Origin of the sequence: Anabaenopsis sp. FSS-46 (assembly GCF_029891665.1) — a bacterium.
GTDB classification, from domain to species: domain Bacteria; phylum Cyanobacteriota; class Cyanobacteriia; order Cyanobacteriales; family Nostocaceae; genus Anabaenopsis; species Anabaenopsis arnoldii.
Genome location: NZ_JANQDG010000119.1, coordinates 20,367 through 46,307 on the forward strand (window position 1 = coordinate 20,367; position 25,941 = coordinate 46,307).

General features: G+C 42.5%; 25 protein-coding genes, 1 tRNA gene and 1 pseudogene. 15 read left to right on the forward strand and 12 right to left on the reverse strand.

The window, feature by feature from the left end; translation table 11 throughout:
• Window positions 1–47: 47 nt before the first annotated feature.
• Entirely contained in the window at window positions 48–194 is a 147-nt protein-coding gene (locus tag NWP21_RS14870) for a hypothetical protein (protein ID WP_271733503.1), read from the reverse strand.
• A 90-nt stretch (window positions 195–284) separates the two neighbouring features.
• Between NWP21_RS14870 and NWP21_RS14875 the strand changes: the two genes are divergently transcribed.
• Complete coding sequence (locus NWP21_RS14875; RefSeq protein ID WP_280793275.1) at window positions 285–518, forward strand: hypothetical protein; 234 nt, start codon at window positions 285–287, stop codon at window positions 516–518.
• Between the two features lie 410 nt (window positions 519–928).
• Here NWP21_RS14875 and mreD read toward each other — a convergent pair whose 3' ends face one another.
• From mreD to NWP21_RS14890, 3 genes are all read right to left on the reverse strand, one after another.
• The gene (gene mreD / locus NWP21_RS14880; protein ID WP_280793276.1) at window positions 929–1,561 is read right to left on the reverse strand and encodes a rod shape-determining protein MreD; all 633 of its coding nucleotides are present in this window, start codon (window positions 1,559–1,561) and stop codon (window positions 929–931) included.
• Between the two features lie 109 nt (window positions 1,562–1,670).
• Window positions 1,671–2,435 (reverse strand): rod shape-determining protein MreC, encoded by a 765-nt coding sequence (gene mreC / locus NWP21_RS14885; RefSeq protein ID WP_280793277.1) that lies wholly within the window; start codon window positions 2,433–2,435, stop codon window positions 1,671–1,673.
• Between the two features lie 53 nt (window positions 2,436–2,488).
• Window positions 2,489–3,496, reverse strand: a complete 1,008-nt coding sequence (locus NWP21_RS14890) for a rod shape-determining protein (protein WP_280793278.1) — start codon at window positions 3,494–3,496, stop codon at window positions 2,489–2,491.
• Window positions 3,497–3,799: 303 nt separating this feature from the next.
• Here NWP21_RS14890 and NWP21_RS14895 point away from each other — a divergent pair, with 303 nt between their 5' ends.
• Complete coding sequence (locus NWP21_RS14895) at window positions 3,800–4,162, forward strand: single-stranded DNA-binding protein (RefSeq protein WP_280793279.1); 363 nt, start codon at window positions 3,800–3,802, stop codon at window positions 4,160–4,162.
• A gap of 48 nt (window positions 4,163–4,210) precedes the next feature.
• Here NWP21_RS14895 and NWP21_RS14900 read toward each other — a convergent pair whose 3' ends face one another.
• On the reverse strand, window positions 4,211–4,957 hold the full coding sequence (locus NWP21_RS14900) for an SIMPL domain-containing protein (RefSeq protein WP_271733618.1): 747 nt from the start codon (window positions 4,955–4,957) through the stop codon (window positions 4,211–4,213).
• Window positions 4,958–5,178: 221 nt separating this feature from the next.
• On the opposite strand from NWP21_RS14900, the gene NWP21_RS14905 reads away from it, so the two are divergent.
• From NWP21_RS14905 to murI, 4 genes and pseudogenes are all read left to right on the forward strand, one after another.
• Window positions 5,179–5,592 carry an EVE domain-containing protein gene (locus NWP21_RS14905; RefSeq protein WP_271733619.1) on the forward strand — a complete coding sequence of 138 codons (414 nt, stop codon included), beginning with the start codon at window positions 5,179–5,181 and terminating at the stop codon, window positions 5,590–5,592.
• Between the two features lie 79 nt (window positions 5,593–5,671).
• Window positions 5,672–6,265 (forward strand): annotated as a pseudogene (locus NWP21_RS14910) (cation:proton antiporter); the annotation flags it as partial.
• Between the two features lie 734 nt (window positions 6,266–6,999).
• Complete coding sequence (locus NWP21_RS14915; protein ID WP_280793280.1) at window positions 7,000–8,958, forward strand: N-acetylmuramoyl-L-alanine amidase; 1,959 nt, start codon at window positions 7,000–7,002, stop codon at window positions 8,956–8,958.
• Window positions 8,959–9,135: 177 nt separating this feature from the next.
• Complete coding sequence (gene murI / locus NWP21_RS14920; protein WP_271733621.1) at window positions 9,136–10,008, forward strand: glutamate racemase; 873 nt, start codon at window positions 9,136–9,138, stop codon at window positions 10,006–10,008.
• Between the two features lie 47 nt (window positions 10,009–10,055).
• Here murI and NWP21_RS14925 read toward each other — a convergent pair whose 3' ends face one another.
• Window positions 10,056–10,232: a hypothetical protein gene (locus NWP21_RS14925; protein WP_271733622.1), complete on the reverse strand. Its 177-nt coding sequence runs from the start codon at window positions 10,230–10,232 to the stop codon at window positions 10,056–10,058.
• Window positions 10,233–11,458: 1,226 nt separating this feature from the next.
• Between NWP21_RS14925 and sds the strand changes: the two genes are divergently transcribed.
• Entirely contained in the window at window positions 11,459–12,430 is a 972-nt protein-coding gene (sds, locus tag NWP21_RS14930; RefSeq protein WP_271733624.1) for a solanesyl diphosphate synthase, read from the forward strand.
• Between the two features lie 829 nt (window positions 12,431–13,259).
• Here the strand turns inward: sds and NWP21_RS14935 are convergent.
• Window positions 13,260–13,733, reverse strand: a complete 474-nt coding sequence (locus NWP21_RS14935; RefSeq protein ID WP_271733720.1) for a hypothetical protein — start codon at window positions 13,731–13,733, stop codon at window positions 13,260–13,262.
• A gap of 206 nt (window positions 13,734–13,939) precedes the next feature.
• Between NWP21_RS14935 and hetZ the strand changes: the two genes are divergently transcribed.
• Both hetZ and NWP21_RS14945 read left to right on the forward strand, forming a co-directional pair.
• Window positions 13,940–15,160 (forward strand): heterocyst differentiation protein HetZ, encoded by a 1,221-nt coding sequence (gene hetZ / locus NWP21_RS14940; RefSeq protein WP_280793281.1) that lies wholly within the window; start codon window positions 13,940–13,942, stop codon window positions 15,158–15,160.
• A complete protein-coding gene (locus NWP21_RS14945) occupies window positions 15,153–16,133 on the forward strand; it encodes a PatU (RefSeq protein WP_280793282.1) in 981 nt (326 codons plus the stop codon). Before hetZ ends, NWP21_RS14945 begins: the two co-directional genes overlap by 8 nt.
• Before the next feature lie 678 nt (window positions 16,134–16,811).
• Here NWP21_RS14945 and rnc read toward each other — a convergent pair.
• Window positions 16,812–17,504 carry a ribonuclease III gene (rnc, locus tag NWP21_RS14950; RefSeq protein ID WP_280793283.1) on the reverse strand — a complete coding sequence of 231 codons (693 nt, stop codon included), beginning with the start codon at window positions 17,502–17,504 and terminating at the stop codon, window positions 16,812–16,814.
• Between the two features lie 236 nt (window positions 17,505–17,740).
• Here rnc and NWP21_RS14955 point away from each other — a divergent pair, with 236 nt between their 5' ends.
• A complete protein-coding gene (locus NWP21_RS14955) occupies window positions 17,741–18,007 on the forward strand; it encodes a DUF370 domain-containing protein (RefSeq protein WP_280793307.1) in 267 nt (88 codons plus the stop codon).
• 399 nt (window positions 18,008–18,406) lie between these two features.
• A complete protein-coding gene (gene gmk, locus NWP21_RS14960; RefSeq protein ID WP_280793284.1) occupies window positions 18,407–19,006 on the forward strand; it encodes a guanylate kinase in 600 nt (199 codons plus the stop codon).
• Between the two features lie 291 nt (window positions 19,007–19,297).
• Here the strand turns inward: gmk and NWP21_RS14965 are convergent, their stop codons facing one another.
• The 3 genes from NWP21_RS14965 to NWP21_RS14975 all read right to left on the reverse strand — a co-directional run bounded on the left by NWP21_RS14965 (window position 19,298) and on the right by NWP21_RS14975 (window position 20,742).
• Window positions 19,298–19,819 carry a photosystem I reaction center protein subunit XI gene (locus tag NWP21_RS14965; protein WP_271733726.1) on the reverse strand — a complete coding sequence of 174 codons (522 nt, stop codon included), beginning with the start codon at window positions 19,817–19,819 and terminating at the stop codon, window positions 19,298–19,300.
• 238 nt (window positions 19,820–20,057) lie between these two features.
• The gene (gene psaJ, locus NWP21_RS14970; protein WP_271733727.1) at window positions 20,058–20,207 is read right to left on the reverse strand and encodes a photosystem I reaction center subunit IX; all 150 of its coding nucleotides are present in this window, start codon (window positions 20,205–20,207) and stop codon (window positions 20,058–20,060) included.
• A 40-nt stretch (window positions 20,208–20,247) separates the two neighbouring features.
• Window positions 20,248–20,742 carry a Photosystem I reaction center subunit III gene (locus tag NWP21_RS14975; RefSeq protein WP_280793285.1) on the reverse strand — a complete coding sequence of 165 codons (495 nt, stop codon included), beginning with the start codon at window positions 20,740–20,742 and terminating at the stop codon, window positions 20,248–20,250.
• A 175-nt stretch (window positions 20,743–20,917) separates the two neighbouring features.
• Here NWP21_RS14975 and tsaD point away from each other — a divergent pair, with 175 nt between their 5' ends.
• Complete coding sequence (gene tsaD / locus NWP21_RS14980) at window positions 20,918–21,958, forward strand: tRNA (adenosine(37)-N6)-threonylcarbamoyltransferase complex transferase subunit TsaD (protein WP_280793286.1); 1,041 nt, start codon at window positions 20,918–20,920, stop codon at window positions 21,956–21,958.
• Window positions 21,959–22,087: 129 nt separating this feature from the next.
• Here the strand turns inward: tsaD and NWP21_RS14985 are convergent, their stop codons facing one another.
• Window positions 22,088–23,020: an alpha/beta hydrolase gene (locus tag NWP21_RS14985; RefSeq protein ID WP_280793287.1), complete on the reverse strand. Its 933-nt coding sequence runs from the start codon at window positions 23,018–23,020 to the stop codon at window positions 22,088–22,090.
• 545 nt (window positions 23,021–23,565) lie between these two features.
• Here NWP21_RS14985 and NWP21_RS14990 point away from each other — a divergent pair.
• The 3 genes from NWP21_RS14990 (at window position 23,566) to NWP21_RS15000 (ending at window position 25,939) form a co-directional block, all read left to right on the forward strand.
• Window positions 23,566–24,117 carry a GNAT family N-acetyltransferase gene (locus NWP21_RS14990; RefSeq protein ID WP_271764036.1) on the forward strand — a complete coding sequence of 184 codons (552 nt, stop codon included), beginning with the start codon at window positions 23,566–23,568 and terminating at the stop codon, window positions 24,115–24,117.
• A 494-nt stretch (window positions 24,118–24,611) separates the two neighbouring features.
• Window positions 24,612–24,685, forward strand: a tRNA-Pro gene (locus NWP21_RS14995).
• Between the two features lie 453 nt (window positions 24,686–25,138).
• Window positions 25,139–25,939, forward strand: a complete 801-nt coding sequence (locus NWP21_RS15000) for a Tic22 family protein (protein ID WP_280793288.1) — start codon at window positions 25,139–25,141, stop codon at window positions 25,937–25,939.
• Window positions 25,940–25,941 lie beyond the last annotated feature (2 nt).

A 25,941-nucleotide genomic window follows, 5' to 3' on the forward strand; every position in this document is an offset into this window, starting at 1 on the left:
CAAAGCCCCTCGGCTTTAGCCAGGGGATGAAAACGACGATGCAGGCTTTAGCCCGCTTTCCCGCTGTCAAGTTTTAGACGATCTATCCATTCTTCAATTAAAGCGGTAATTGTTTTATCTTGTTGCACTGCATATAAAGCTAATTTATGCTTTCTACGTGCTGAGAGTCTAATTGTCAATACTTTTTCTTTCATCAGTGTATATACAATGTTATTGCATTTATGATATTAAAGTTCACTGATAAGATGCTTTAGTTGTACGGATAAATGTGGAATATAAATCCAATGAAATCACGGCAATTCCGGCATTATTTAGAGTTAATGGAGATAGCAGGGTCAATTATCAGCATTGAGTCCATGGGAACTCAAACGGAGATTGCCCACAAGATTATCTTTAAAAAAGCTTATGTTTTGGCACTCAAGGCTAATTATCCCACCTCATATAATCAAGTAAAACAATGGTTTGAAACGGCATTGGTACAAAATTTTCAGGGTGGAGAAGTGACATCATCGTACTGAAATTCGTTAAGTTTGGTCAATTGCTGTCTCAGCTTCTGAACGCTCTTAATTGTGAATCAACCTAACTATTACCATCAAGAAATAAAAGGGAAAATGTGCCGAATGTGGGCTGAACTTTCATCCTGATGACCTTATTGAAATCCACCATAAAAACGGAAATCACAGGGATAACCGTCTGGATAATGTAACTGCTGTACACCTACACTGTCACGACCAGATACACGGTGGTATCGGCAAACTTTCAACTCAGTTTAGTCCCCATGACAAGAGTTAACTTGGGGAGGATCCGTGTGATCTGAAAACATCACGCACGGTTTTGAAGCCGAGCATGAGGGGTGAATCTCATGCTTAAATTAACGGAGAAGTCAACCGAATTCGTGAAAAATCGGGCATTGCCCAAACTGGAATTTCTACCCCTGCTCTAATAACTTTATCTTCTGCCACCAAAGGTTTAATGGATAATAAAATACAGGTGCCCACAGACTACTGAGAATGGCAGAAGCCAGAGATACACGTTGATAATATGACCAAATATATTCCACTTTGCGTAGGCTTTGCCCGCCGTCGGCATTGTTCATCCAAGTTAACTGTAGTCCAAAGATAGTTTCCGCCACAACTGCCATCACAAAGACAATTAAAGCAATAGAAATAAAATCTTCTTGGATAAAACGCGGCTTTTGTAGCAAACTAGTCAACCCCCCCACACAACCCAGAGTAATCACATGGGTAGGGTGAGGTGAGGTCATAGCATCTTGAAGTAGTCCCAGCACTATACCAGCTAACATTCCTTCCCAGAATGATCGCTTGACACTCCAGGAAACCACCCAAATTAATAGCCAATTCGGCCCAATACCCAATAATTCCATACCCACAAACCGCGTTGGTAACATCAGCAGACAAAACAGCACAGACGCAACCGTTACTACCCAATTTAGCAGTTGAAGTGTAAAGGGATGGCAGTGAGCAAGAGGCTTATATAAAATTTTTAACTTTCGTTGTAGCACTCTTGGCTTGTTATGCCTGCTACCGCTAAATGAAGGCATCTTTTTAACTCAATCTAACTCAAGTTTTGGTTGTCAATTCTGGCTTTGTTAGCTACGGGATGCCAAAGTCTAGCACCTAGCATATAATTCTGGGATTTAAACTAAATACCTAATCGTTCAGCTGTACGAACGGATAGACCGCTACCCAATCTAATGAAGCTATCGGCGGAAAAAGCTCAACTTTTGCCACTGATGCTACAGATTGCTGCAAATCTAGAGACTTAACTCGTCCTACTGGCACACCAGGCGGAAATTTCTGACTATAGGGAGATGTAGATACTAAATCACCTACCTGAACATTTGGCACTTTTTCATAAAACTCCAGCACCGCTTCGGCGGAAGAATCGCCTCGCAAAATCCCTTGAGATGAAGTGCGGTTAATTTTGACCCCCACTTGACTCTTAAGGTCGCTAATTAACAATACACGACTAGTATTAGGAGTTACAGTCTCTACCAAACCCACCAAGCCGCCATAAGTTTTGACAATAAAGCCTTCTCTAATGCCTGCATTAGAGCCGCGATTTAGGATCACCTGTTGCCACCAGTGGTCAGCACTACGTCCCACTACCCGGGCTGGAATGGGGCGTGATTTGAATGGCGACCTCTCAATATAACCTAATAAATTTTTTAGTTGTTCATTTTGACTTTCTAAATCAGCTATACGCGTTTCCAACTCCAACAAGCGGACTTGATTCAGGCGTTCCTCTGAACTGGGGTGATACCGTAAAATTTCTAATGGACTCCCAATGATTTGATACATTTCTAACAGCAAATAACCCTGAGTCTGTCTCAACATCCAAGCACTACTAACTACTAAACTTACTAAACCCAGTTGTAGTAGTTTACTATTCCACCAACGACGTACAGTAACCATCTATATATTATAAATTCGTAGCTAAATAGAAACTAAATATCTGATATTTCTGACTACATATGGCTCGAATGGGCAGTAAGAACACGTTCTAGCTGTTTAAAGTTTTCTAACACACGACCTGTTCCTAGCACAACACAACACAGAGGATCAGGGGCAATGTGGGTGACAATTCCTGTCTCATTGCTAATTAAGGTATCTATCCCTTTAAGCAAAGCACCACCACCAGCTAACATAATTCCTCTGTCAATAATGTCTGAGGCTAATTCTGGCGGCGTGCGTTCGAGTGTTCGCTTTACAGCTTCTATAATTACTGCTAGCGGTTCCAACATACATTCACGAATTTCTGCCCCTTTGACTGTGACAGTTCTGGGTAACCCAGAAAGCAAATGTAAGCCCCGAACTTCCATCATGGCATCATTATTATCATTAGTGGAATAGGCGGAACCAATGCGGATTTTGATCTCTTCAGCAGTTCGTTCTCCGATTACCAAGTTATGAATCTTTTTTAGGTATACGATAATACATTCAGTTAGTTCGTCACCAGCGATACGCACTGATTCACTAATGACAGTACCCTGGAGACTGAGCACTGCAACTTCTGTTGTCCCGCCACCAATATCAATAATCATATTACCTGTTGCTTCGGCAACAGGTAGCCCTGCTCCTATTGCTGCAGCCATTGGCTCATCTATTAAATGCACCTCTCTCGCCCCAGCTTCGGCTGCTGCATCCATTACAGCCCGTCTTTCTACCCCTGTAATACCACTAGGTATACCAATGATAATTCGAGGCGAAATCAGAGAATGACCCTCATTTACACGCTGGATAAAGTTTTTTAACATCAGCTCGGCCATATCAAAATCAGCAATTACACCATCACGTAAAGGGCGGACTGCAATCATATTCTCAGGTGTACGTCCGATCATTTTTTTAGCTTCCTCTCCTACCGCACGTGCTACCTTTTCGTTTTGATTCAGGGCAATTACTGAAGGTTCTTGGAGTACAATCCCTTTACCTGATACATAAACTAGGGTATTGGCTGTACCAAGGTCGATACCCATACCCCACGATGAGCGAAAGTTCTTAAAAAGCCCCACGCGTCTCTATGCCCCTTCTTTGCGATACTGATTTGCTAAAAACTGTTACAGTTAATCATTACCGATTCTATTATTTTTTTCAACCGGAGTCCAGCAAGCAAGCTAATTTCACTCATACTGTTTAGCTATGAGGTATTTAAATCTGAAATGCCTCTAAGTATCTGAGTAGTATAAATGCGATGATTTTTACATATTTATCATAACTTCAAAATTGGCTATGATCAAACTCAAAATATATCAGTAATTTTGTAACTAAAGGTTAGACTCATGAGCATTAACGTTGTCACCCTTGTTGGTCGTGTAGGTAGCGATCCAGATATTAAATATTTCGAGTCCGGTACGGTTAAGTGTAGATTAACATTAGCAGTTGATCGCAGAACCCGTAATAGCGATGAACCTGACTGGTTCACTTTAGAACTATGGGGGAAAACAGCAGAGGTGGCGGGTAATTACGTCCGCAAGGGCAAGCAAATTGCTGTTAAAGGTTCCTTGAGATTTAATAATTGGACAGATCGCCAAACGGGTGTCAACCGTTCTACACCATTTATCCACGTTGACCAACTAGATTTGTTAGGTTCCAAGCGGGATATAGAAGGCGGTATGGCAGATATGCCTTCAGAACAGTTCTAACTTGAGATGGGGAATAGGTAAAGATACTCACCTATTACCCATGCTTAATTAGTAACTAATTTGCAGTGTCACTGATGCTTCTACCTGCTGTTCAGCACCAATTACAGGGGTAGAAAAATCTGTATTAGCTAACTTGAAAACCTCAGCCCGCTCCAACATGGGAGGAGGGGGCGCAGTTGCACCATTAATCTGAATGCTTACCACTTCCTGAGACTGGAAACCTAGGGTACTCAAAACAGCATTAGCTTGTTCTTGAGCATTTTGGGTGGCTTGTCTGAGTGCTTGTTTTTGAGCTGAGGCGATCGCCTGGTCACTAGCAATAAAAGTGACACTATTAATTTGCGTTGCACCGACTTTTACAGCTTCATCTAAAAGCATACCGACGCCCTGTGTTGCCATAATAAACATCACAGTATTATTGGCAGTATATCCAGTAATTCGTTGTACATTATCGGTGTAACTATAAACTGGATTGAGGCGGATACCACTAGTTTGTAATTTTTCTACATTTCGGGTTTTGAGCAAAGCGACCACAGCTGATGCTCTGCGAGCCGCTTCCTGTTGCGCTGACTGTGCAGTTTCAGCCTGAACCTCCACAGACATACTGACTTGTGACAAAGTGGTGGGAATTGTTTCCACACCGCGGCCGCTCACTGTCAGAGTTCGCAAAAATTTTTCCTTGTCTTGAGCCAAACCAGGTTCAATATAAATTATACAGCTTATTAAGAACAATGTCAGTGTTTTAGCAGAATTAGCACCCGGAAACCAAGAAGCAGATAAAGCGGCTCCATACATAAAATTCGCACTCCTATGAACAGATTCTACAGATGCTGGGAACAAGACCGATATACTAGTTCGCAGTCAACTGTCCACTCTTAAGTCAACATTTCTGCTCTGAACTATGATCCACTCAGCATTTTATATTTTCTGACTTTGACACTGCCATACTCAGAATTAGGAGCGGTTACATTTTTGGAAACTCAAAAAAAATAATTATAAATTTTGGAGACTCTTGGATGGCATACTGGCTGCTGAAAACTGAACCGGAAAAATACTCCTACTTTAATTTAGAACAGGATGGTAATACAGTTTGGGATGGAGTTAACAATCCCCTAGCGCTCAAACATATACGGAATATGCTGATTGGCGACTTAGCCTTAATTTACCATACAGGCAAAGAAAGACAAATTATCGGTATAGCAGAGGTTGTCAGTCAGCCTTATGCCGATCCCACATTAAACGATCCCAAACGGGTAGTTGTAGATGTCAAGGCACTGAAAAAAGTCTCTGTACCTCTGGAACTGAGGCAGATCAAGCAAGATGCAGAATTTGAACATTTTGAGTTGCTGCGACTTCCTAGACTTTCAGTTATCCCAGTATCCGAATTTTACTGGCAACGCCTGATGTCATTGACTAAAGACACAAAATAATTTATGAGCAGATATTTTCCATTTATGTTAATTGCCATAAAGTAGTAAAACTGAAGAGAAGGATTTTTGCACAGCATAAGCAATTCTGGGAGCTTTTGCTGCGGGGTTAGTCTTAGAGGAAACTGATAAACGCAAGGAATTGCAAAAGCAAGTTATACCTATTGCCGATATCCTAGTGGCAATTTTCTTTGTGACAGTGGGGGCAAAAACAGACTTGGGGGTCTTAAACCCAGCTATTCCCAGTAATCGAGAAGGTTTAATTATGGCCATTTTCCTGATCACAGTAGCCATTATCGGTAAAGTAATTACAGGTTTCAGTGTGTTTGGTCAACCCCAAATAAATCGTTTAGCAATTGGTGTAAGAATGATTCCTCGGGGTGAGGTCGGTTTAGTCTTTGCTGGTGTCGGTGCTGCTAGCGGTGTTCTCTCTAAATCACTGGGGGCGGCAATTATCATGATGGTCATCCTGACGACCTTTTTCGCCCCCCCACTTTTACGGTTAGTATTTCCAGAAACAGATAATTTGCTAGCAGATACAGACAAACTGATTTTGGACAATGTTACTCGAACACCGGTAATTGTCGAAAAACCTCAATCGATCATGTCTACTGTCAATGATGGTAAGAATCAGGAAAGCAAACCCGAATCTGGGGACAATTCATCAAAAACCTAAATGGGGTGTTGTGATACCCCTGAGGGACTAAAGAGTGGGGTCTAGGGTCTGGGAAAAAGTGTTTCTCATATCAAATCCCCAGTACCAGGTAAGCAGTCCCCAATTACAGGAAACATAATCTCTAAATCCTCGTCTTTGGAGACTGTAAATTGTAGTTTTTGTCTCACTACTCCCGGCATTCAAAATCCTATGCTTCGCGAGTCTTAAACTGCTATAAATGTTAATTTATATACTTGGTAACAAGTAGCATCAACGATTCCCAGTTTGGTAACAACAATTAAAACTAGTTGAAATTTACTGTGGCTGATTTGAGGTATGAACACGATTGGTGATGATATTAAAACCACTGTAGGGAGTTTCCACAGAATGTCTCTACACCTAATTAATATGTTGGTTTCAGCAAGTCGGGAAAAGTTTTTAGCCATGACAAAACTGAATTGCAATCAAAAGGCTCAGTCAAGTGTTAACAACTAAGCATTGACAAAAAAGGTATGGTTAATTGTGGTGGTAATCTGGTTGCATCTAAAATAATTTGCCTCCTTGAATATTATATCCTAATAGGATGGCAAAGTTAGAGGTGATACTAGGAATTTGAGCCATTAATTGTGTCTTTATACGAGCACAAAAGTCACAGCACTAACAAAGATCAAGATTAGGTTGTAACAGTGTGACGATTAGCCAATATGTTGAGATATTGATGGCTCCCATAAACGCGAATCACAGGAGAAAGGATTGTGAAATTACACTGGTTACTACCCAGTACAGTAGGAAGTATCGTCTTACTATCGTCGCCGGCTGTAGCAGCAAAACTGGAATCTTGGCGTTTTGATGCCAATCAAAATCGTCTGGAGATTAACACGAACAGCCCTGTTCAACCCCAAGCACAACTGATATTCAATCCTACACGTCTGGTCATTGATTTGCCCGGAACGACCTTCGGCCGACCACAGTCCACACAACAAGTCGGTGGTGCCATTCGTGTTGTCCGGGTGGGGCAGTTTGATCCACAAACAACGCGCCTAGTTGTTGAACTCAGTCCTGGGTATAGTCTAGACCCCCAGCAGGTGAAATTTGAAAGCGTTGGTGGCAGTCGCTGGCTGGTAAAATTACCAACCCCAACACCAGAGAAGACAGAATCTTCCACCAGAAGTATGTATACTGTGGTCACTGTTGACTCTGATGGCGATATCAAGCCCGAGTTCTTGTCCCCGCGTGCCGAGTCCCTAGGAAAGCAAATTGCCAGTGCCATACCAGGGAAAATTCAAATTGAGAACTTACTGGTAACAGGAGATGGGTTGTTTGTGCGGACAAACGGCGGCAGTCCTGAAGTCAAAATCAATCGGAGCCGCGATCGCAATACCATTTTTATGGATATCGCCGACGCCAGTTTGTCACCCAGTCTGACACAACTAAATTACGAAGTTAACAAACATGGTATTAGTCGGCTCGAATTAGCTCCGTTAAACAGCCAAGCACCTGGTGTCCGCATGACCTTGCGGGTAGACAAAGATAGCCCCGATTGGCGCTCAATTAATAGTAGCGCCAAGGGTTTAGTTCTTTTGCCCTCTCGTGTTGTCAGATTACCGGCTAATAATAATTCCCACAACTCGCGCAATACTACGGCTGAGGTTAGCCGCAGTCATCAGACAGGAACCGCGGTAATAGCCAACAGGCCAGTTGCCAATAATGTAAATCTGACTGTAACTACAGCAGCGCCAGCAACAATTCAGGCTATAGAACTGGGTAATAATGATACGCAGTTACTGATTAGATCAGATAAAACAGTCAACGCCAATAGTCGATGGGATAGATCCTCTGGTTTGTTCCGAATCACTATTCCCAATGCTCAGTTAGCTGCCAACGTCACAGGGCCAAATTTTAGTGCTAATAGTCCCATCATCAGGGTACGCCTGCAAGCTGAAGACAATTCAGTGGTGATATTGGTACAACCTGCAGCGGGAGTACACATTGGGGAACTAAATCAAGTCGGCAACCAGCTTTTTTCTCTGCAATTACACGGTTCTCGTCCCGGTACGGTGGTTTCACCCCCTGTGGCATTATCACCCCTACCACTACCCACCCAAGGGCAACTACCCACTGCAACTCCTGCGCCCCAACCCACACGCCAGCCTACGCCAACTCCAGCACGGAAAACCAGATCTGTCGTGATGATTGACCCCGGACACGGTGGTAGAGACCCAGGAGCAATTGGTGTTGGCGGACTGCGCGAAAGCGATGTAGTTTTGCCCATTAGCAAAAGGGTAGCAGCGATTTTGGAGCAAAATGGCGTCCAAGCAGTACTAACTCGTGATTCTGACTATTTTGTCAGCCTACAAGGACGAGTGGATTTGGCACAACGAGCTAATGCTGATTTATTTGTCAGTATCCATGCCAATGCCATCAGTATGAGTCGTCCAGATGTCAATGGCTTGGAAACATATTATCACGACAGTGGTCAGGGTCTCGCTCGCTCGATTCATAACAGCGTTATTCAAAATGTCACTATCAGAGATAGACAGGTGCGCCGAGCTAGATTTTATGTCCTCAGAAGAAACACCATGCCCTCGGTTCTGGTAGAGGTGGGTTTTGTCACAGGTGCGGAGGATGCTGCTAGACTCAGGACCACAGCTTACCAAAATCAAATGGCGGATGCGATCGCTCGTGGTATTCTCCAACATCTACAACGGAGATAAGTGAAGTACCCCACCCCGCGGCGGATGGGGCTTCGTGTGTCATTGAGGGATACCACGTTAGGTACAGTTATACCTGAGAGGCTGTCTTGCCTAGCCATAGCTGGAAGCCATTACGAATTACAAATTTTCTGCTACATTTGGTATTTTATAACCCCAACCGGAAATTAATATCTACCTGTGTATTCATCCTCCATCTTTGAAAATAATCCTGACCATTTTGCCCATCAAGAGCCTCAACGAGCCCCTATCGGGGTTTTTGACAGTGGTGTGGGTGGTCTGACAGTCCTGCAACAACTTTATCGGCACCTGCCCAATGAATCTATTATTTATTTTGGAGATACAGCTCGCTTGCCTTATGGCATTCGTTCACAAGCTGAAATTTTACAGTATGTGCGCCAAATCCTTAATTGGATGCAACAGCAACGTGTCAAAATGGTGATTATGGCTTGTAATACTAGTTCTGCCCTCGCTCTGGAAATAGTACGGAGGGAGTTTAGTATGCCTATTCTAGGAGTTATCCTACCAGGAGCTAAGGCAGCAGTGCAGCAGGGGAAGCGTATTGGTGTAATTGCTACCCCTGCCACAGCCAAAAGTAATGCCTATCGCCATGCTATTCTGGAAATTGATGCCAATGTCCAAGTCTGGCAAGTTAGTTGCCCTGAGTTCGTGCCACTGATTGAACAAAATCGCATTCATGACCCTTATACTACTGAAGTGGCACGGTCATATTTACAGCCGTTAATACAGCAAGAAATTGATACCTTGGTTTACGGTTGTACCCATTATCCACATCTTGCACCGGTACTGCGATCGCTCCTCCCCTCTCAAGTCAAACTGGTGGACCCTGCTGTTCACGTTGTCGCCGCTTGTAGCCAAGAGTTAGAACTATTAGGATTAAGCAATACATACCCACCAGTAGCTACTCGCTTCTGGGTCAGTGGTTCTCCACCACAATTTGCTCAATCGAGTCTCCCATGGCTAGGCCATACTCCAACTGTTGAGCTTGTTGATTTCAATGACACATCAGTTTCCAATTTTAGCGGTCATTAATGATTGATGATTATTTTGACTTCATAATCACGCCTGGTAAAGCTAGCCTATTGACTATTTACCACCTCAGTCACCTGATGAGTTATTGACACATCTTGCTTGTCTTTTTGTGAGTTAGTGATGGCTAAATCTCTAGGAGCAGATTGTTTACCACTTCTCTTGGCCAGCGCTAATAATAAGTAAACTGTAAACAAATATCCCGCGGCTAAAATAAAAGTCAACATAGGCATCTTCCCGTAAATCATCTTTCTAGCAGCACCCCTATGAATGGAATATGTAATTTTTTAAGAAGAAATTCAACCAACCAAGGGGTTCCTTGATGGCTGTAGTTTGCTCTACTAAAATTTTCCGTAAATTTATAACTATCTACGGTTAGCTAAATAACTATTGAAATTTGTTTTTTTGCAGACCACACACCACAACAGTTAAATTGCTCAACGGCAAAGCTAACTGCACTCCTCAGCAGTCTACTGAGTCTGCATTATGGGCGCACCTCTATGACCAGAGCAGCCTTAGCGTTCAGTAAACGCTAAGATATTGTAGCGAATAACCATAAGGATACCGCTAAACTCCAGATGGGGAGGCTAAATTGCTGCACGAACAAGAATAAAGAGAATTATTTCTTTATTCTTGGTTTACAGCGACCAATTATTTTAGATCCTCAGTACCACGGAGGTAAAAGTACTTAAAACTTGCTTACCTTTGGAAAATGAGTTCTGAAAAATTTAAAATCCATACATTTTAGCCTAACACAATGCTCCTGAGTTTTCACCCAAGATTGGGATAAAATTTGAAAATTTTTAGATATGTGATCAATAAATGGAGATTGTTAAACTTTTGTTGATCAACTATATGCATATATATGTAATATATATAACTAACTATACTCATGGGTAAAAATTAATTTCTGGCAAAAACAGCAATATCGTTCTTATGGAGTTTTTGCATAAAACACTACAGGTAGTGTGTCCTCAAGAATATACAGAAAATATCCAGTAAGATTTATAGCAACGGACATATTGGTTAGGACATCATCATTATGGTTTTAAGGGAACAGGGAACAGGGAACAGGGAATAGTGAGTAGGGAATAGTGAGTAGGGAATAGTGAGTAGGGAATAGGGAATAGGGGATAGGGGATAGGGAATAGTGAATGTCCTAATTACCTTGGCGGTTGCTATATTTTTAGACTTGAGAGGACTTAGGCAACAGATCTCAAAAAAAATTTGCTCTGATGCACAAAATATTTTTATGAGCAGGGAGCATGGCTATAGACGGTTTCCATAAGGGTTCTAGCCAACTTGTAGTTATTGCAAATCTGAGTTTTTTATCCAGAATAGAGAGTAAATAGGCAGGTATTCTCTCATCAAAACTTTGCGCCGGCACAGGGTTATCTTAAAATGAGTGTAGGATATGTAAACTTTCGTAACGTAAGCCAGAGTCCGCCCATCCATGACCTCAGCCACCTCCCTGTTTACCCCTGTGGAAGCAGACCTGCGACTACTAGCAGATAACCTCAAGCAGCTAGTTGGAAATCGCCACCCCATTCTATTTATGGCCGCCGAACATCTATTCGGAGCTGGGGGAAAGCGTATCAGACCAGCAATTGTTTTGCTGATATCGCGGGCCACAATGTTAGAAAAAGACATAACGCTGCGTCACCGCCGCCTAGCAGAAATAACGGAAATGATTCACACGGCAAGCTTAGTGCATGACGATGTGGTAGATGAATCACAAATGCGACGTGGTGTGCCTACTGTTCATAGTCTGTTCGGTAATCGCATTGCTGTCCTAGCAGGAGATTTTCTCTTTGCCCAATCGTCCTGGTATTTAGCAAACTTGGACAATTTGGAGGTGGTGAAACTACTCTCAGAAGTGATTATGGATCTGGCTACCGGCGAAATCCAGCAAGGAATAAATTGTTTTGATAATAGGATCTCAATAGAGACTTACCTCAAAAAGAGCTATTACAAAACAGCCTCGTTAATTGCCAACAGTTCCAAAGCAGCTGGGTTACTTAGTGAAGTTTCCCAAGAAACAGCCGAACATCTATATAACTACGGTCGTCATCTGGGTCTGGCATTTCAGATTGTGGATGACATTTTAGATTTCACTAGTACAACAGATACTCTGGGTAAACCTGCTGGTTCTGATCTCAAAAGTGGCAATCTTACTGCACCCGTTTTATTTGCTTTAGGGGAAAAACCATATCTGGAAGTCCTCATAGAACGGAAGTTTGACCAACAAGGGGATTTAGAGCAAGCACTGGATCTGATTCAAGATAGCCAAGGTATACAACAAGCTAGGGAATTAGCCTCTTACCATGCCAAGTTAGCAGTTGATCATCTTGAGGTACTACCACCTTCCGAGTCACGCCAGGCACTAATTAACATCGCTGACTATGTACTTGGTCGGCTTTATTAACAATAGGACTTACGCAACTGGCACAGGCGATCGCGAAGCTCTGCTTGCAGCAGCGCTTCGCGGTGGCTAAATGAAAGTACATTAGATATAAGTGATGTCAATGGCACAGGGGGATGCCTAGTGTAGTTGATAGTAGAAAGGTATGAATAAAACGAGATTCAGATAGCGATTCATGAGAAAATAGGTAGAGGGTGTAAGAGGATGTTTGATAAGTCATGATTAGTGTATCAACTATTGTTTGACCCCACCCTAACCCTCCCCTTGTCAGGGGAGGGGACTGGATTTTATTGTTTTCTGTGTGTTACCCAATCCTTCCCAATCCTTCCCAATCCTTCGGTGTGTTACCTGTTACCTGTTCCCTAATATAAAAATTACCTGTTTAACACTTTCCAAACATCCTCTAAGAGATAATGTTGGTGATGAGCATGAGATTTACAAAGCTTAATTACTGCCAATGCTGATTAAGGAGTCAAATTAATTACAGGATTACCAATTTAGCAGAGCATTTAGAGCAGATTAGCCATGATGCAATTAATTGTTATTTGAAGAGAGAAAAGCTAACACCTCTGTGACTATGGAAAAATGTGAAAGACATAATTGAGCGAGATACCAATGGTTACATAATTTTAATACAGCAACTCAAACGCCCAAGTATTCCTATGTGCTTGGTGTAATTTAAATTGTCGCGTGGCGCGGCTAACCCCGATCCCTATTTGTGCCAGTTGCGTAAGTCCTGAACAAATTTCAAATTTTTAATTTAAAAATTTTTATTTTTTTTGCAGTGGGGAGTAATTAGATGTATCTAATTACTCCCCACTGCAAAATTCATTTATGCAATATCGGGAGGGATTTGTTCACTCATTTCGTCTTGCTTCATCTGGTTTTGCAGGACATTTTGTAATTCTGAACGTTGGATTTCAACTGTATGATTGGTCTGACCAGGCGTTTCTAAAAATACTATACTATCTACGGGTTCTAGTGCTAGCAGTTGGAACAAAATATGGGTAACAGGAACAATTTTGGCCAGCATTTGAGGGTCAAGCCCAGCAGGTGAAATTAGGGAAACATCCTGTATGGTAGGGAAAGCGTAGATAACGCGCTTTTCCAGTCCTGGATGTGCACGATTGCTCAATGTAGTTAACACCCAGCGCTCTTCAGCATTTTGGAGAATATAGTACTGGGAATGGCGTAATTTCTTAGCGATCACAATCAATGCAGGAGCAATTGCTGAAACGAGATGTGGTGTTATGCCATCGCGGGGTGCATTATTAATCAGCAATTGAACTTGTGTTTTTAAATCCATAATGACTTGTAAACGGCTCGGTGGGTAATGGCAAAAGCATCTATCAAATTGTGAACTATCCCATCACAGTTGGGAACTCCGATAGCTACGGCTGGCTTAAGCCATACATAAGCACATCCTAATTACGGGAAAAATTTAAACAGCCAACACCCACAGTCATCAGATGTTTTACTTAAGTATTTTAGGGTCTTTCGAAAACCGAGACTATGAATTCAGTCGCAACTGCAACAATTCCAAGCAAAAAAGTTACCACCCCAACCGTTCAGGGAGACAATTCTATCGGCGTGGAAGGGACATTCCAAGTCCTATATCAGGAGCTTCAGGAATCAACTAAAGCTTCCCCGCAGAATTGCCATGATGTAGCCACAAGAATTACCACCGAAGTATACCGGATTTGCCAAGAGAGTAAACGTATCCAGGCTTCCGGCGACGTGCAAAGCTCGGCCATTTCCCTAGCCAGACATCGCCTGCAACAGTGTCTGAGATACTATCTCTTGGGTTCTAGTCGGGGTAGGGTAGAGTTACACAGTACTCTGAGTGCAATTATTTATCGCTACATCAATCCTCCTCAAAGACAGTTGAGCTATCAAGGACGACTGACCATTATTGAAGATTTTCTGCAGGGTTTTTATCTGGAAGCGTTAAATGCTTTCCGCAGGGAAAACCAGATGGTCTCCACTTATCGTCCCCAAACTCTCCTGGAATTGGCAGAATACATGGCGTTTATTGAACGCTATGGTAAGCGGCGAATTCCCTTACCAGGACGACAGCAGCAGCTGATCATCCTGCGAGCTCAAACGTTTTCCCAACAGCAACCCCAGGAAACCAATGTAGATATCGAACAAGCTGCAGAAGGTAGTTCCAATGACAACGATGGTTCTTGGGAAGAACCAGCAGTACAGCAATTACGTTCAGCAATGGCTATGCAAGCAGAACCAGAACCTGAAGAAGATACTCTGCGTTCGGTTGTGATTACAGAATTAATGGATTATCTCGAACAACGACAACAATCTGATTGTGCTGATTACTTCTGTCTTCGTCTTCAGGATTTATCAACTCAGGAAATTGAGTCTATTTTGGGTTTAACTCCCCGTCAACGCGACTACTTACAGCAACGCTTTAAATATCATCTGATTCGGTTTGCCTTATTACACCGTTGGGAATTAGTTCATGAGTGGTTAGAAGCCTCACTCCACACTAATTTGGGTTTAACTCCCCAGCAATGGCACAACTATACAGAATTATTGGATGACAAACACAGAGCGTTACTGAAATTGAAACAACTTGGACAGCCAGATGAGAAAATTGCTAAAACTCTAGGTTTGTCAACAGCCCAACTACAAAAACGGTGGTTTAAAATTTTGGAACAAGCATGGGAAATTCGTAACTCCCTAGTATCCGGATCAAGTGCATCTACTCATGAATAGTGACTCAGAATCCTTACAATCCGATTTACTCCATTGGTGGTTGGCTAATAAAACTAACACTAACGGGCTTAAACTGTTAAAGTGTAAGGAAATTGACGGGGTAGACGACCTTCTCAATGAGGTGGCTGCTTTCACAAGCTGTGACCTAGAATTGGGAAGAATGCCCCAAACCTTTCAATTGGGAGAAATTCCTACTGTGCAAGAACGTTTCCAATCTGTCCTCAAGCGTCGGCTACAAATCCAAGCTCAAGAGCAGCCTCCTTTATTCCCCTGGGAGTCTCAATTAGTTGATTACCCAGATTTTGTGGAAGAGCGATCGCTCGCATTAAGTTCTAACTGGGGATGGATACCACAGCAGTCAAAGCTGAATCTGCCTATACCCCTACCAGATAAAGTTTTCCAACAATTATTGGCAAGATGTCAGGGGTTGATTACATCTTCGCTACCTCTAGGGGCAAAACTAGTTCAGGTAGTTGAGAGCTTTTTCCCCCATGAGTCACAGACGATTAATGATTTAGCTGGATTAGTGCTCAGAAGCACCTATCGGTCTGTGAACACTCTGGATACAATTCCCCAGATCCAGAATAATTACTCAGATTTACAACCTCGTCAGCAGATGGCATTGTCATTACTTGCAGCTAAACAACTGCTAGATAACTTGACTTTACCAGTGTCTTTAGCCAATCCAGTGGTAGAAAGACAATGGTTAACCAGCGCCGGAACCCTGAGTTTGAGGGTAGAATACTATTCTCAGGATCATCTGGTGAAATTGAGAGTTAATTGTGATTTACCCGCTCCTGGAATTTTGAAACTACAAGGAAATGGTAAGCAGGCAATAGCCAGTGCTGCTACTCCCGGAGAGTTGAGCATAGAATTACACATTGAACAACTAGTTACAAGCTATACGCTAGAAGTTGATTTTCCAGAACTAGACCAGCAGCCTTTAATGTTTGTGATTGGTTCGGGCACTTAGTTGAAATCACCAATGCTAGTGTTGTCACCTAATTAGTAATTCACGTATCAAATATTACTTTTCTGTTGAAACTTCTCCTTCAGTCACAATTAGTCACAATCGATCATTAGGGTTTCTACTTTATTAACCAGTGGTAATTAATTGCTTTACGCAAACTGCATTGAAAACTACACAGGTTTAACCTCCGCAAACGGATGTAGCTTACCTTGGGGGAGTTCCTTTGTTTTTAACACAAACTGGCATAAAACATCATGGAGAATCAAGGTAGTCATACCAATTTGTAATTACAAAAGCCAGTTTCAATCGGGTTTTCCACATGATTGTGTCTGTGGCATTTTCCTGAGCTTGGTGTGAGTTGCTGTGCGAAAGATTGTTTTTATAGCATCATTTGTAGTATTCCTTTAGTGATATTCTCAATGTTTAACTTATCCACTAGCAACCCGGTTTAGCTTCTACCTATAGGCGGTTACTGGCGGCAAAATGTCCACAGACCAACGTCAACATCAGCAAAAAATATAATTTCCTTGAGATGACGAGTGGCTGTAGAACCTTGTTGTGTAAGTAATCTGTTCAAACCTCAAATAGGCATCTTAGATATTGAAGCTGAGTCAAATCAGCACTTCGTGCTAGATATGCCAGGAATAAGGGACTTTTGCAATTAATTACCGTTAAATACGCTCATTCTGCAATTAAACCCTGTTTTTTGAGCTTAGTTAAGGCATTTTCTGCAGACCGTTTTTTAGCCTCCTTTTTACCACGAGCTTTTCCTTCTCCGTAAAGCTGTTCACCAACAAAAACCTGGGCAAAATATTCCGGAGCATGATCTTGTCCTCCGATGCGTTCCGTGATATAATGGGGTAGGATAGACTCAAAGTTAGCCTGTACCCATTCCTGGAAGCGGTTCCTAGAATCGACATTAGAACGGACTTGAATAATTTCTTCAGGCACAGATTTAAATAAATCTAAAATAATCGGGCGGATTTTCTCAATATTGCCATCGCAATCTAAATAATAAGCTCCAACAACTGATTCAAAAGTGCTACTTAATAAATTGGGACTTTTAAGTCCTCCATCCTGAATCGCTCCTTTTCCCAGGCGCATTAAGGATTCTAAACCAACTTCAATGGCAAATTTAGCGAGTTGCTTCTCGTCCACTAGTGCCGATCTTCGGCGAGTCATTTCATCTTCTGCCATCTCTCGATAGCGAGTATCGAGATAGAGATACTCTCCACTGAGAAAAGTCAGCAGAGCATCGCCTAAAAACTCTAAGCGCTCATTATCCTTTTCACCAGGATTTTCGTTGACATAGGAACGGTGAGTTAACGCCTGACGTAAAAGTTTTCCGTTGTTAAATTTTAATAATTCATGCATTTGTGTTTCATCTCTGAACTCTTGTGAACGACTTAGTTAGATTGTTTGTTGAGATTTTGCATATCTCCTGGGGAATATTTTTAGTATATTTAGGTATTTATTAGCCAAAAAAATGATTTGTCATTTAAAAACTCAGGCTGGCTAGACATAAAGCGTTGTAACTCGTGTTTTTTGACGATAATATGGGGATAATTACCTTACCAGCTTGTAACACCACATTTGGTGTGAATTTTTTTATGGAAATACAATTAATTAACATTGGTTTCGGTAACATCGTGTCTGCCAACCGAGTAGTTGCCATTGTTAGTCCGGAGTCTGCCCCGATTAAACGGATCATTACCGATGCACGGGATAGAGGTCAACTAGTAGATGCAACTTATGGTCGTCGAACCAGGGCTGTAATTATTACTGATTCCAGCCACGTGATTCTTTCGGCAATTCAACCGGAAACCGTAGCGAATCGATTTGTGATTTCTCGAGATCATCATGCTGTAGATAACTGATTTCATATAGGTCAATAACCCTACAGCTATCTGCCCCCTATCCGCAGTACCATATTAATTAGAAAAGTTTTCTGTCACTCATGTGCTACAAATTTGTTGATCACAAGTTCCTCATCTCACAAAAACACAGCTAATGACCCATAAATAGTGTCTTTGTTTAGTGATCCCACAGGAGTTCCGTTAAACCCGCAAGTTAAGAGTGAGCCGAATTGCCGCAGGAGTTGAATTTACTTGAAGTCTGCTCTCGTGAGTCAGGTTGGGAAAAATAGTTACTAATTCTTACTGAGGGTAGCTCTAGGAATAGCAGTGTAGTTAACTAGACATAAAATAATAATAGCAACGTACATTCCACACAAATGCGCGGTGAGACCGTTAATAATTAATTCAGAGTTTGAACGGATGAAGCAAGTTTTACCTATCCAGACTGGTTCTAAAACCAAAGAAAGCCGTTTTCTAGGCAGGCTAATTGTTTTAACTGGCCCAAGTGGGGTTGGTAAAGGCACTTTACTGCACGCGCTCTTAAAACGTCATCCGGAACTTTACTATTCTGTATCCGTGACGACTCGTTCTCCCCGTCTAGGAGAAATTAACGGTGAGAATTATTACTTTATTAGCCGCACTAAGTTTGAACAATTAGTTTCCCAAGGTGAATTCTTGGAGTGGGCAGAATTTGCCGGTAATTATTACGGTACTCCTCGCGAAGCTGTGCTGAACCAAGTTCACTCTGGTAAATTGGTGGTACTGGAAATTGAACTTAAAGGCGCAAGACAAATCCGTGCTTCCTTCCCCAGCGCCCTGAGCATTTTTGTTTTACCGCCTTCTTTGAAGGAGTTGGAGAATCGGATACGTGGTCGAGGCCAAGATTCTGAGGAGGCGATCGCGCTTCGTCTGCGCCGGGCTGAAGAAGAAATTCAAGCCGCAGGGGAGTTTGACGTTCAAATTGTGAATGACGATTTAGAAAATGCTCTTAAGGACATAGAAGTCAAGTTATTTGATTGAAGTGATCGTCCTAAGCTGAAAAAATCTACAGTTAGCAATGGCAATTTAAATATACCTAGGAAAGTAATCCCAAACTTTCTGGATGGGATAGAGGGACTACCAGTGCCTATAGTTTTAAAACTTTGGACTAAGGCTACCAACGCAAAACACTAGATTTATTTAGTATTTTATGAACGGTTATTGCCCTCCTGGATGATTTTTGCTAAAAATGGGACATCAGGCATGGGTAATAGCAAAACATAATTAATCATTAGCGATTACCAATGCCCAATGCCTGATTATGAAAAAATCTTAACCCAATAGACCTTGAATAAGTGCCAAATTGCTAGTTAAGAAATAAGCGACTACTGCACCGCCAATTCCACCGATTAAGAAAGAACTAGCAAAATTATTCCAGCTTTCTTTGGAGTTGAAAGCATCTACGGGTGGGTTGGGGACAGTGACACTGGCCATTGCCTTAGCAGGATTGGTATTGGCATATAGAGATAGGCAGGCTGTGAGAATCACAACCAAGCCAATAGCTCCCAGTAATCCAGCTAAGTTAGCATTAGATGCATCACGTAGAGGACCCAATTTAGCGAAAGGTCCAAATAGCAAGTAACCATGAGCCATGCCCACTTCTAGACCACGTCTTGAAGGATTGAGACCTTGACGATAGGCGGGTAAATTATTAATGAACCACTTCACCAAGGGAGAAGAATTAATCGGTGTTTCGAGGTTTCCTTGCTGAGGATCACGTCCTGCGGGAGACACTACCTCGCTATTTCTGGGATCGCTGGGGCGATTTTTCGATGAATTTACTGCTTGCGCCATATTGTGTATTCGCCTTTAAATTAGAATGATGGCATTGTTATATTATTAATAATAATTGTGGGTAAATATGTTTTTTGGGTCTTTAGTTTAAAAAAATTAATTTATCTGCTGTTCTTCAGATCAGATAATCGCCAGATGATCTGAGCCAATATTCCTGTTAATTCGGGTGATGCCTGAGCCTAATATTGTGTGGAGCAATTGCACCACACAATATTACGACTAAAACTCTACTTTTTACTTATGGTAGTGGGTGGAAAAGTAGGTCAGGAAAAAAGCGGTTAAATTCAATTAAAATTCCGGCGGTAATGGTTAGCCAGATGGTAGCTGCTACTGGAGCGGTAGAAAGAAAAGTGATGAAGTAGGAGGATTGCTCGCCTTTGTCTGCCATGAATTTAGTCTCCAAAAGAGATGAATTGAGTGAGGGATAATTAACGGGGAGAAACAGTAATTTCTGAATCTTTAGCGGTTAACTCACCCGATAGGAATTCTTTAATCGCTGCTGCGGGCCAAGCAAAGCCTGTGGTGATAATGGGTAGTGCTAAACCCATATCAATTTGGATTTCTTTGGCTTCGGTGTCTGATAACTTTTTGATGGCTTGGAGGTAAGCACGGCCTACCCAGCCGATCCAACCGGCAATATACAAAAAGAGAATGCTGGGGATGAGGAAGTCACCAGCCCGATCGAGGCGACCGTCAACAATCAAGTGAGGGTAACCTTCAGGTCCACAGAGTGCCTGAGAATAACGCTCAAAGCGCTTTCTGCCTGATTCGGGATCTGCGGTGGTGTTCCGGGCATTTTTTGCTAGCTCTTGAAATGCGGGAGAGTCTTTACAAGGTACCAGGTTAGCCCCCAGCGCTTGGGCGGGAGGGGCAAAATTGGACCAAAGACAAATCGCTAAAATCAAAGCAAACAATCGTCTCATGAGTTGTTTCCTTTTATTACAAAACAAAAAGTTCTTGTACAAAACGAAGCGGCTTGTACAGTTGTTTATTTGCATAACTAGCAAGTCATCATACTCTTGGGCGGGAACAGAGTAAAGTTTAAGTAAATAAAAGTTAAAGCTTCTCCAACAAATCGTTACTTAACATAACCTGACAATGGCAACTGTTTTAGCAATAGAAACCAGCTGCGATGAAACTGCCGTGGCAATTGTAAACAATCGTCAAGTTTATAGCAGTGTGGTAGCTTCCCAAATTCTAGTTCACAGTGAATATGGTGGGGTAGTACCAGAGGTGGCATCCCGTCAACATCTAGAAACAATCAATCAGGCGATCGCACAGGCTTTAGAGCAAGCCCAACTAGACTGGGATCAAATAGATGGCATTGCCGCCACCTGTGCTCCTGGACTTGTAGGAGCACTCTTGGTAGGGTTGACTGCTGCTAAAACTTTAGCAATGTTACATAACAAGCCATTCTTGGGAGTGCATCACCTCGAAGGCCACATTTACGCAACTTATTTGAGTGAGCCTAGTTTAGATCCCCCATTTCTTAGCTTACTAGTTTCTGGTGGACATACAAGCTTGATTTACGTTAAGGATTGTGGTGTTTACGAAACCCTGGGTGAAACTCGCGATGATGCCGCAGGTGAAGCTTTTGATAAAGTAGCACGGTTATTACAACTGGGTTATCCTGGTGGACCTCTCATTGATAAATTAGCACAAACGGGAAATCCCCGCGCCTTTACTTTGCCAGAAGGTAAAGTTTCTTTACCAGGTGGGGGATATCATCGCTATGACAGCAGTTTTAGTGGGTTAAAGACGGCGGTACTGCGATTGGTTCAGCAATTAGAGAAAGATGAAAAACAATTACCAGTCAGTGATTTAGCGGCTAGCTTTCAGGAGACAGTGGCGCGATCGCTGACCAAAAGAGCGATCGCCTGCGCCCTCGACTATAATCTCAATACCATTGCCGTTGGTGGAGGGGTAGCAGCTAACAGCAGCCTGAGAAAAACCTTACAGGTAGCTGCCGGCGAGCATAACCTGCGTGTCCTGTTCCCACCCCTGAAATACTGCACCGATAACGCTGCGATGATTGCCAGCGCTGGGTCTCATCACCTATCCCTTGGTCATACATCACCCTTGACTTTAGGTGTTCAGTCCAGGTTACCACTCACCCAGGTCATGAAGTTGTATAGTTGATAATTCAGCTATACAACTTCATCAAATCATCTGCGACAAAGACCTGTGCTTAGGGGGAGCAAATCCTCTCAATAACTTGTCTGGTTGATAGATAGGGTAGCGCAGCAATGGAAAAAATCCCACGGACTGCTAGCCGTGGGATTGTCCCATGGAAAATTGTTTGACTATTGACCAGATATGATCAGCAACTGCATCCGGCTGTTCTAACATTGCCAAGTGACCACAATCGGGAATTTCAATCACATTGTCACCAGTATATTTAAAAAGCCGATGAAAACTAGCTAAATGGCGAACGTACTTGGGTTCCATTACTTTGTCATCAGTACCAGCCAGGAAATAAACTGGCTGCTGCAACTGAGACACTAGTTGAGGTAAACGGTTAATTTCTTCCTCGGTTGTAAAGTCTAGTAATGCTCCTAGCGCAGCTTCTGGGTCAGCCATGACAAAATCTACCACACGCTGACGCGCCCAATAACGGTCTAAAGGACGAGCGACACTTGCTCTAGTAAATAACAAATCAATTAAAGGGATATGAGAAAGCCAGCGCGGACGGACTTGCAAGAATCTTTGACCTGCTGAACGAAACTGCTCAAAGGACTCTTTGAGATAAATACCACCACCGGCGTTGACACATATAACTCCTTTAACACATTCAGGCATTTGAGCAGCAGCCCACAGGGCAATTGTGCCTCCCAAGGAATGCCCAATTAGCCAAGCACTAGTAATATTCATCTGTTCTAGAAGAGCAGCTAAATCCTGAGCATAAACAGCAGGGGTATAAACAGAATCAAGGGACAAACTCGACTCATCAATTGAGTTAGAAGTCAAGTTTACAGAAGTTGGTGTTTGAGTCAAATCTGGTTCCGGCTGGGATTTAGATTCACCAAAACCTCGCAAATCATAAGAAAGGCACTGCAAGCCAACTGATAGGCGAGAAATGACAGGTTGCCAATACCCACGGCTATTGAGCCAACCGTGGATAAAGACTAAAGCATGGGGACAGGAAGTAGGAGCCGTGAGCTCGTATGCGTGTGGAACGCCCAAGATTTCAATGGTTGCCATACCTAATATCGTACCGCCAGCAACGGGTGCGATTGACGTACTTGCCCGTATTAACAACGGGGTATTATGGGGTTAAACAGCAATAATAACAGGTACAGCCTGTCTGATCTGGTCTCAACCACCGGATAACACCTAACGCGGTATATGTTTCTTTGGGATTAGTACATTTTGGTAACAAACTTGTCTATTATAGCATTGAATAGCCCAAGAAATGCCGCCGGTTGGGGATATTACGCGCATCAATCAGCGCGGCGTTCCACCAGTAGTAATCATGTACCAATCTCCCATCCCTAAGCCATCTTAGAGAATTCAACTGAGATTACCCAGTTTTTGGGAAATTACTCCTGGACTGCAAAACAAAATGCTAAACTGGTAAATGATTGGTGTGAAACACGCTATAAAAAGCCGTTGCCATCAAAAATCCCGGAAACATCTAAAGAAATTTAAGTGAGAGGGATATTTAGGGTTTCAGCTTTCTAGAACGTGAATCAACACTCCTGTGAAAGTGGAAGCCAATTAAGTTACACTACCCGAACCACGTTGGCATGGGTTTTTGGAAAACTTGGTTTAATAGTCCTGAGTCTATAGCGACAAGTAAAACTAACTCTTTCGAGGAACGTACACTGTCTGTGGCGAGCGAATCTAGCCCCAATGGCGAGAGCGTTGCTTATCAGAAGGAGACTCGTATTGTTTTTAGTACGGAGCGAAATATTGACCTCTATGAACTAGAGGAACTTTGTGATGCAGTTGGTTGGTCGCGTCGTCCTTTAAGAAAAGTCAAAAAAGCCATTGAGCATAGTTTTCTCGTAGCGTCTATGTGGCAAGTGCGAGGAAACCAGAAACGGCTCATTGGTTTCGCTCGTGCTACCTCTGACCATGCTTTTAATGCGACTATTTGGGATGTGGTAGTTCACCCCGACTTTCAAGGGAAAGGACTGGGTAAAGCCCTGATGAAATACGTACTCAAAAAACTCAGAAGTGAAGAAATTAGCAATGTTACTCTATTTGCCGATCCTCATGTTCTAGATTTTTATCGCGGTATGGGTTTTATGTCAGACCCAGAAGGCATTAAAGGTATGTTCTGGTATCCGCAGTGATTGTCAGCCAAGGTTAGGCAGTTTCTCCCAAAAAACGCGCACATTGCCCCTAGTTTCTAACTATGGGGGTGTAGTGCGCTAGGAACTTCAGTCGCAGTCCTAAAAATAAATTTGACAAATATTAGCTTTAATGTATAATAAATTGTGGTAGCTATATGCATAACTTGCAGCCGTGGGGCACACGGTCAAGATGCTTGCTGTTAGCGGAGCGGCGCGTTAGCGCGAGTAAATTCATTGGAGTCCCCGTGAAGCAAGAATCCCCTGGCTTCTAGCCGTGGGGAGTGTCAAAGGGGATGGAGTTTTACGGGTGCTAAAATCAAGATGAAATTGGTTAGCCAAAATCAGTTAAACGTGCTATTATGATATAATGTTAATGTCGAGGTGATAAACTATCATTTGGGACGCAGTTCCAAAGACTTAACCTGTTTAACTATAATTAAACCAGCGTGTATGTTGGTTTTACAAATTATAGAAGGCATTGACACTAATCGATCCGGGATGTAGCGCAGCTTGGTAGCGCGCCTGCTTTGGGAGCAGGATGTCGCAGGTTCAAATCCTGTCATCCCGATTTTAATTTATAATTGGCAGGGTATGAATTTAATAGACATGGATCCAGATTATCTAAGTCTTGCGTGAAAAGTTGAGATAAAAGCGCCTTAGGCTGGAACGATTAATCATCTCATGTCGTCAAGTAGATTTAAGCAAGCCAATTACAAGGCATTGAGCATTTCAACTGTGGGGGGGAGGTTTCCCCGTCTTAAGAGCAAACTAAACAAGATTAACAACAATTGTGCATTAAATACCCAGGCAACCTGGAGAAAAACACCATGCGATCGCCTATTACCAGAGAACTTATTCTGGGTGAGGAAATGGCGGTTGTTGAGAATTAATTGTTAGGATTGAACCGCAAAAACAAATTTTTCAGATTTTCCGCCGGATGAGAATATAACTAAAACTAGTTATTCTAGTCCTCATACCAGCATTTCTGTGTCTTATTTAACTATTGATGTGAGGAGATATTATGAAAGCATTAGTTCGCTGGGGCGCAACATTGGGCTTGCTGGGAAGTACTTTACTGGGATCGGTTTTTGTGGGTAATTTGCCCGTACTGGCTTTGTCAGAACAGCAAATAAAAGAGAAATTAGATGCTGTACCTGTATATCTAATTACTAATGATCAGGGTGCTCCACTGAGTCGCCCGTTATCGGACAGTGAAACAACTGGTGCGTCGGTGACTGGTGTTTATATGAGTCGGCAGGAAGCTCAAACTTTTATTAAGGAACTACAGGGCGTACCGGGTAAAGATCCGAAAATGGAAAAAATGGTGAACAGCCTACAAGTAACAGCAGTGCCTCTAGGTGTGATTTATCAAGAATTGCAACAAAGTAAAAATCAGTCAGAACGCCTTATATTTGCCTTTAAACCGGTAGAGGGGGAAATTAAGGGAGCAATGGAATTACTGCGTCAAAGTGGTCAAAAAGTAACCCAGTTTCCTAGCGTGCCGATTTTTGCGGTGAGATTTTCACCAAATCAGGGTTATGTGCCCATTCAGTTCAAATCTGATAATAATCAAGAATTGATTCCTTTGTTTTTAAGCAAGCAAGATGCCCAAGGCTTATTAAATCAAGTGAAGCCGAAGTTTCCCCAAGCGGATATTCAGGTCATAGATATAGACGGGGTAATTAAAACTTTACAGGATAAAGATGATCCTTGGCTTAACCAAGTTGTTCTCGTACCATCTCAAGAATCTCGAGAATATATCAACACTTTGCCTAGACAGGGTAGTAATAATTCAGGGACAGCTAGACCTCAGCAACGTTAAGG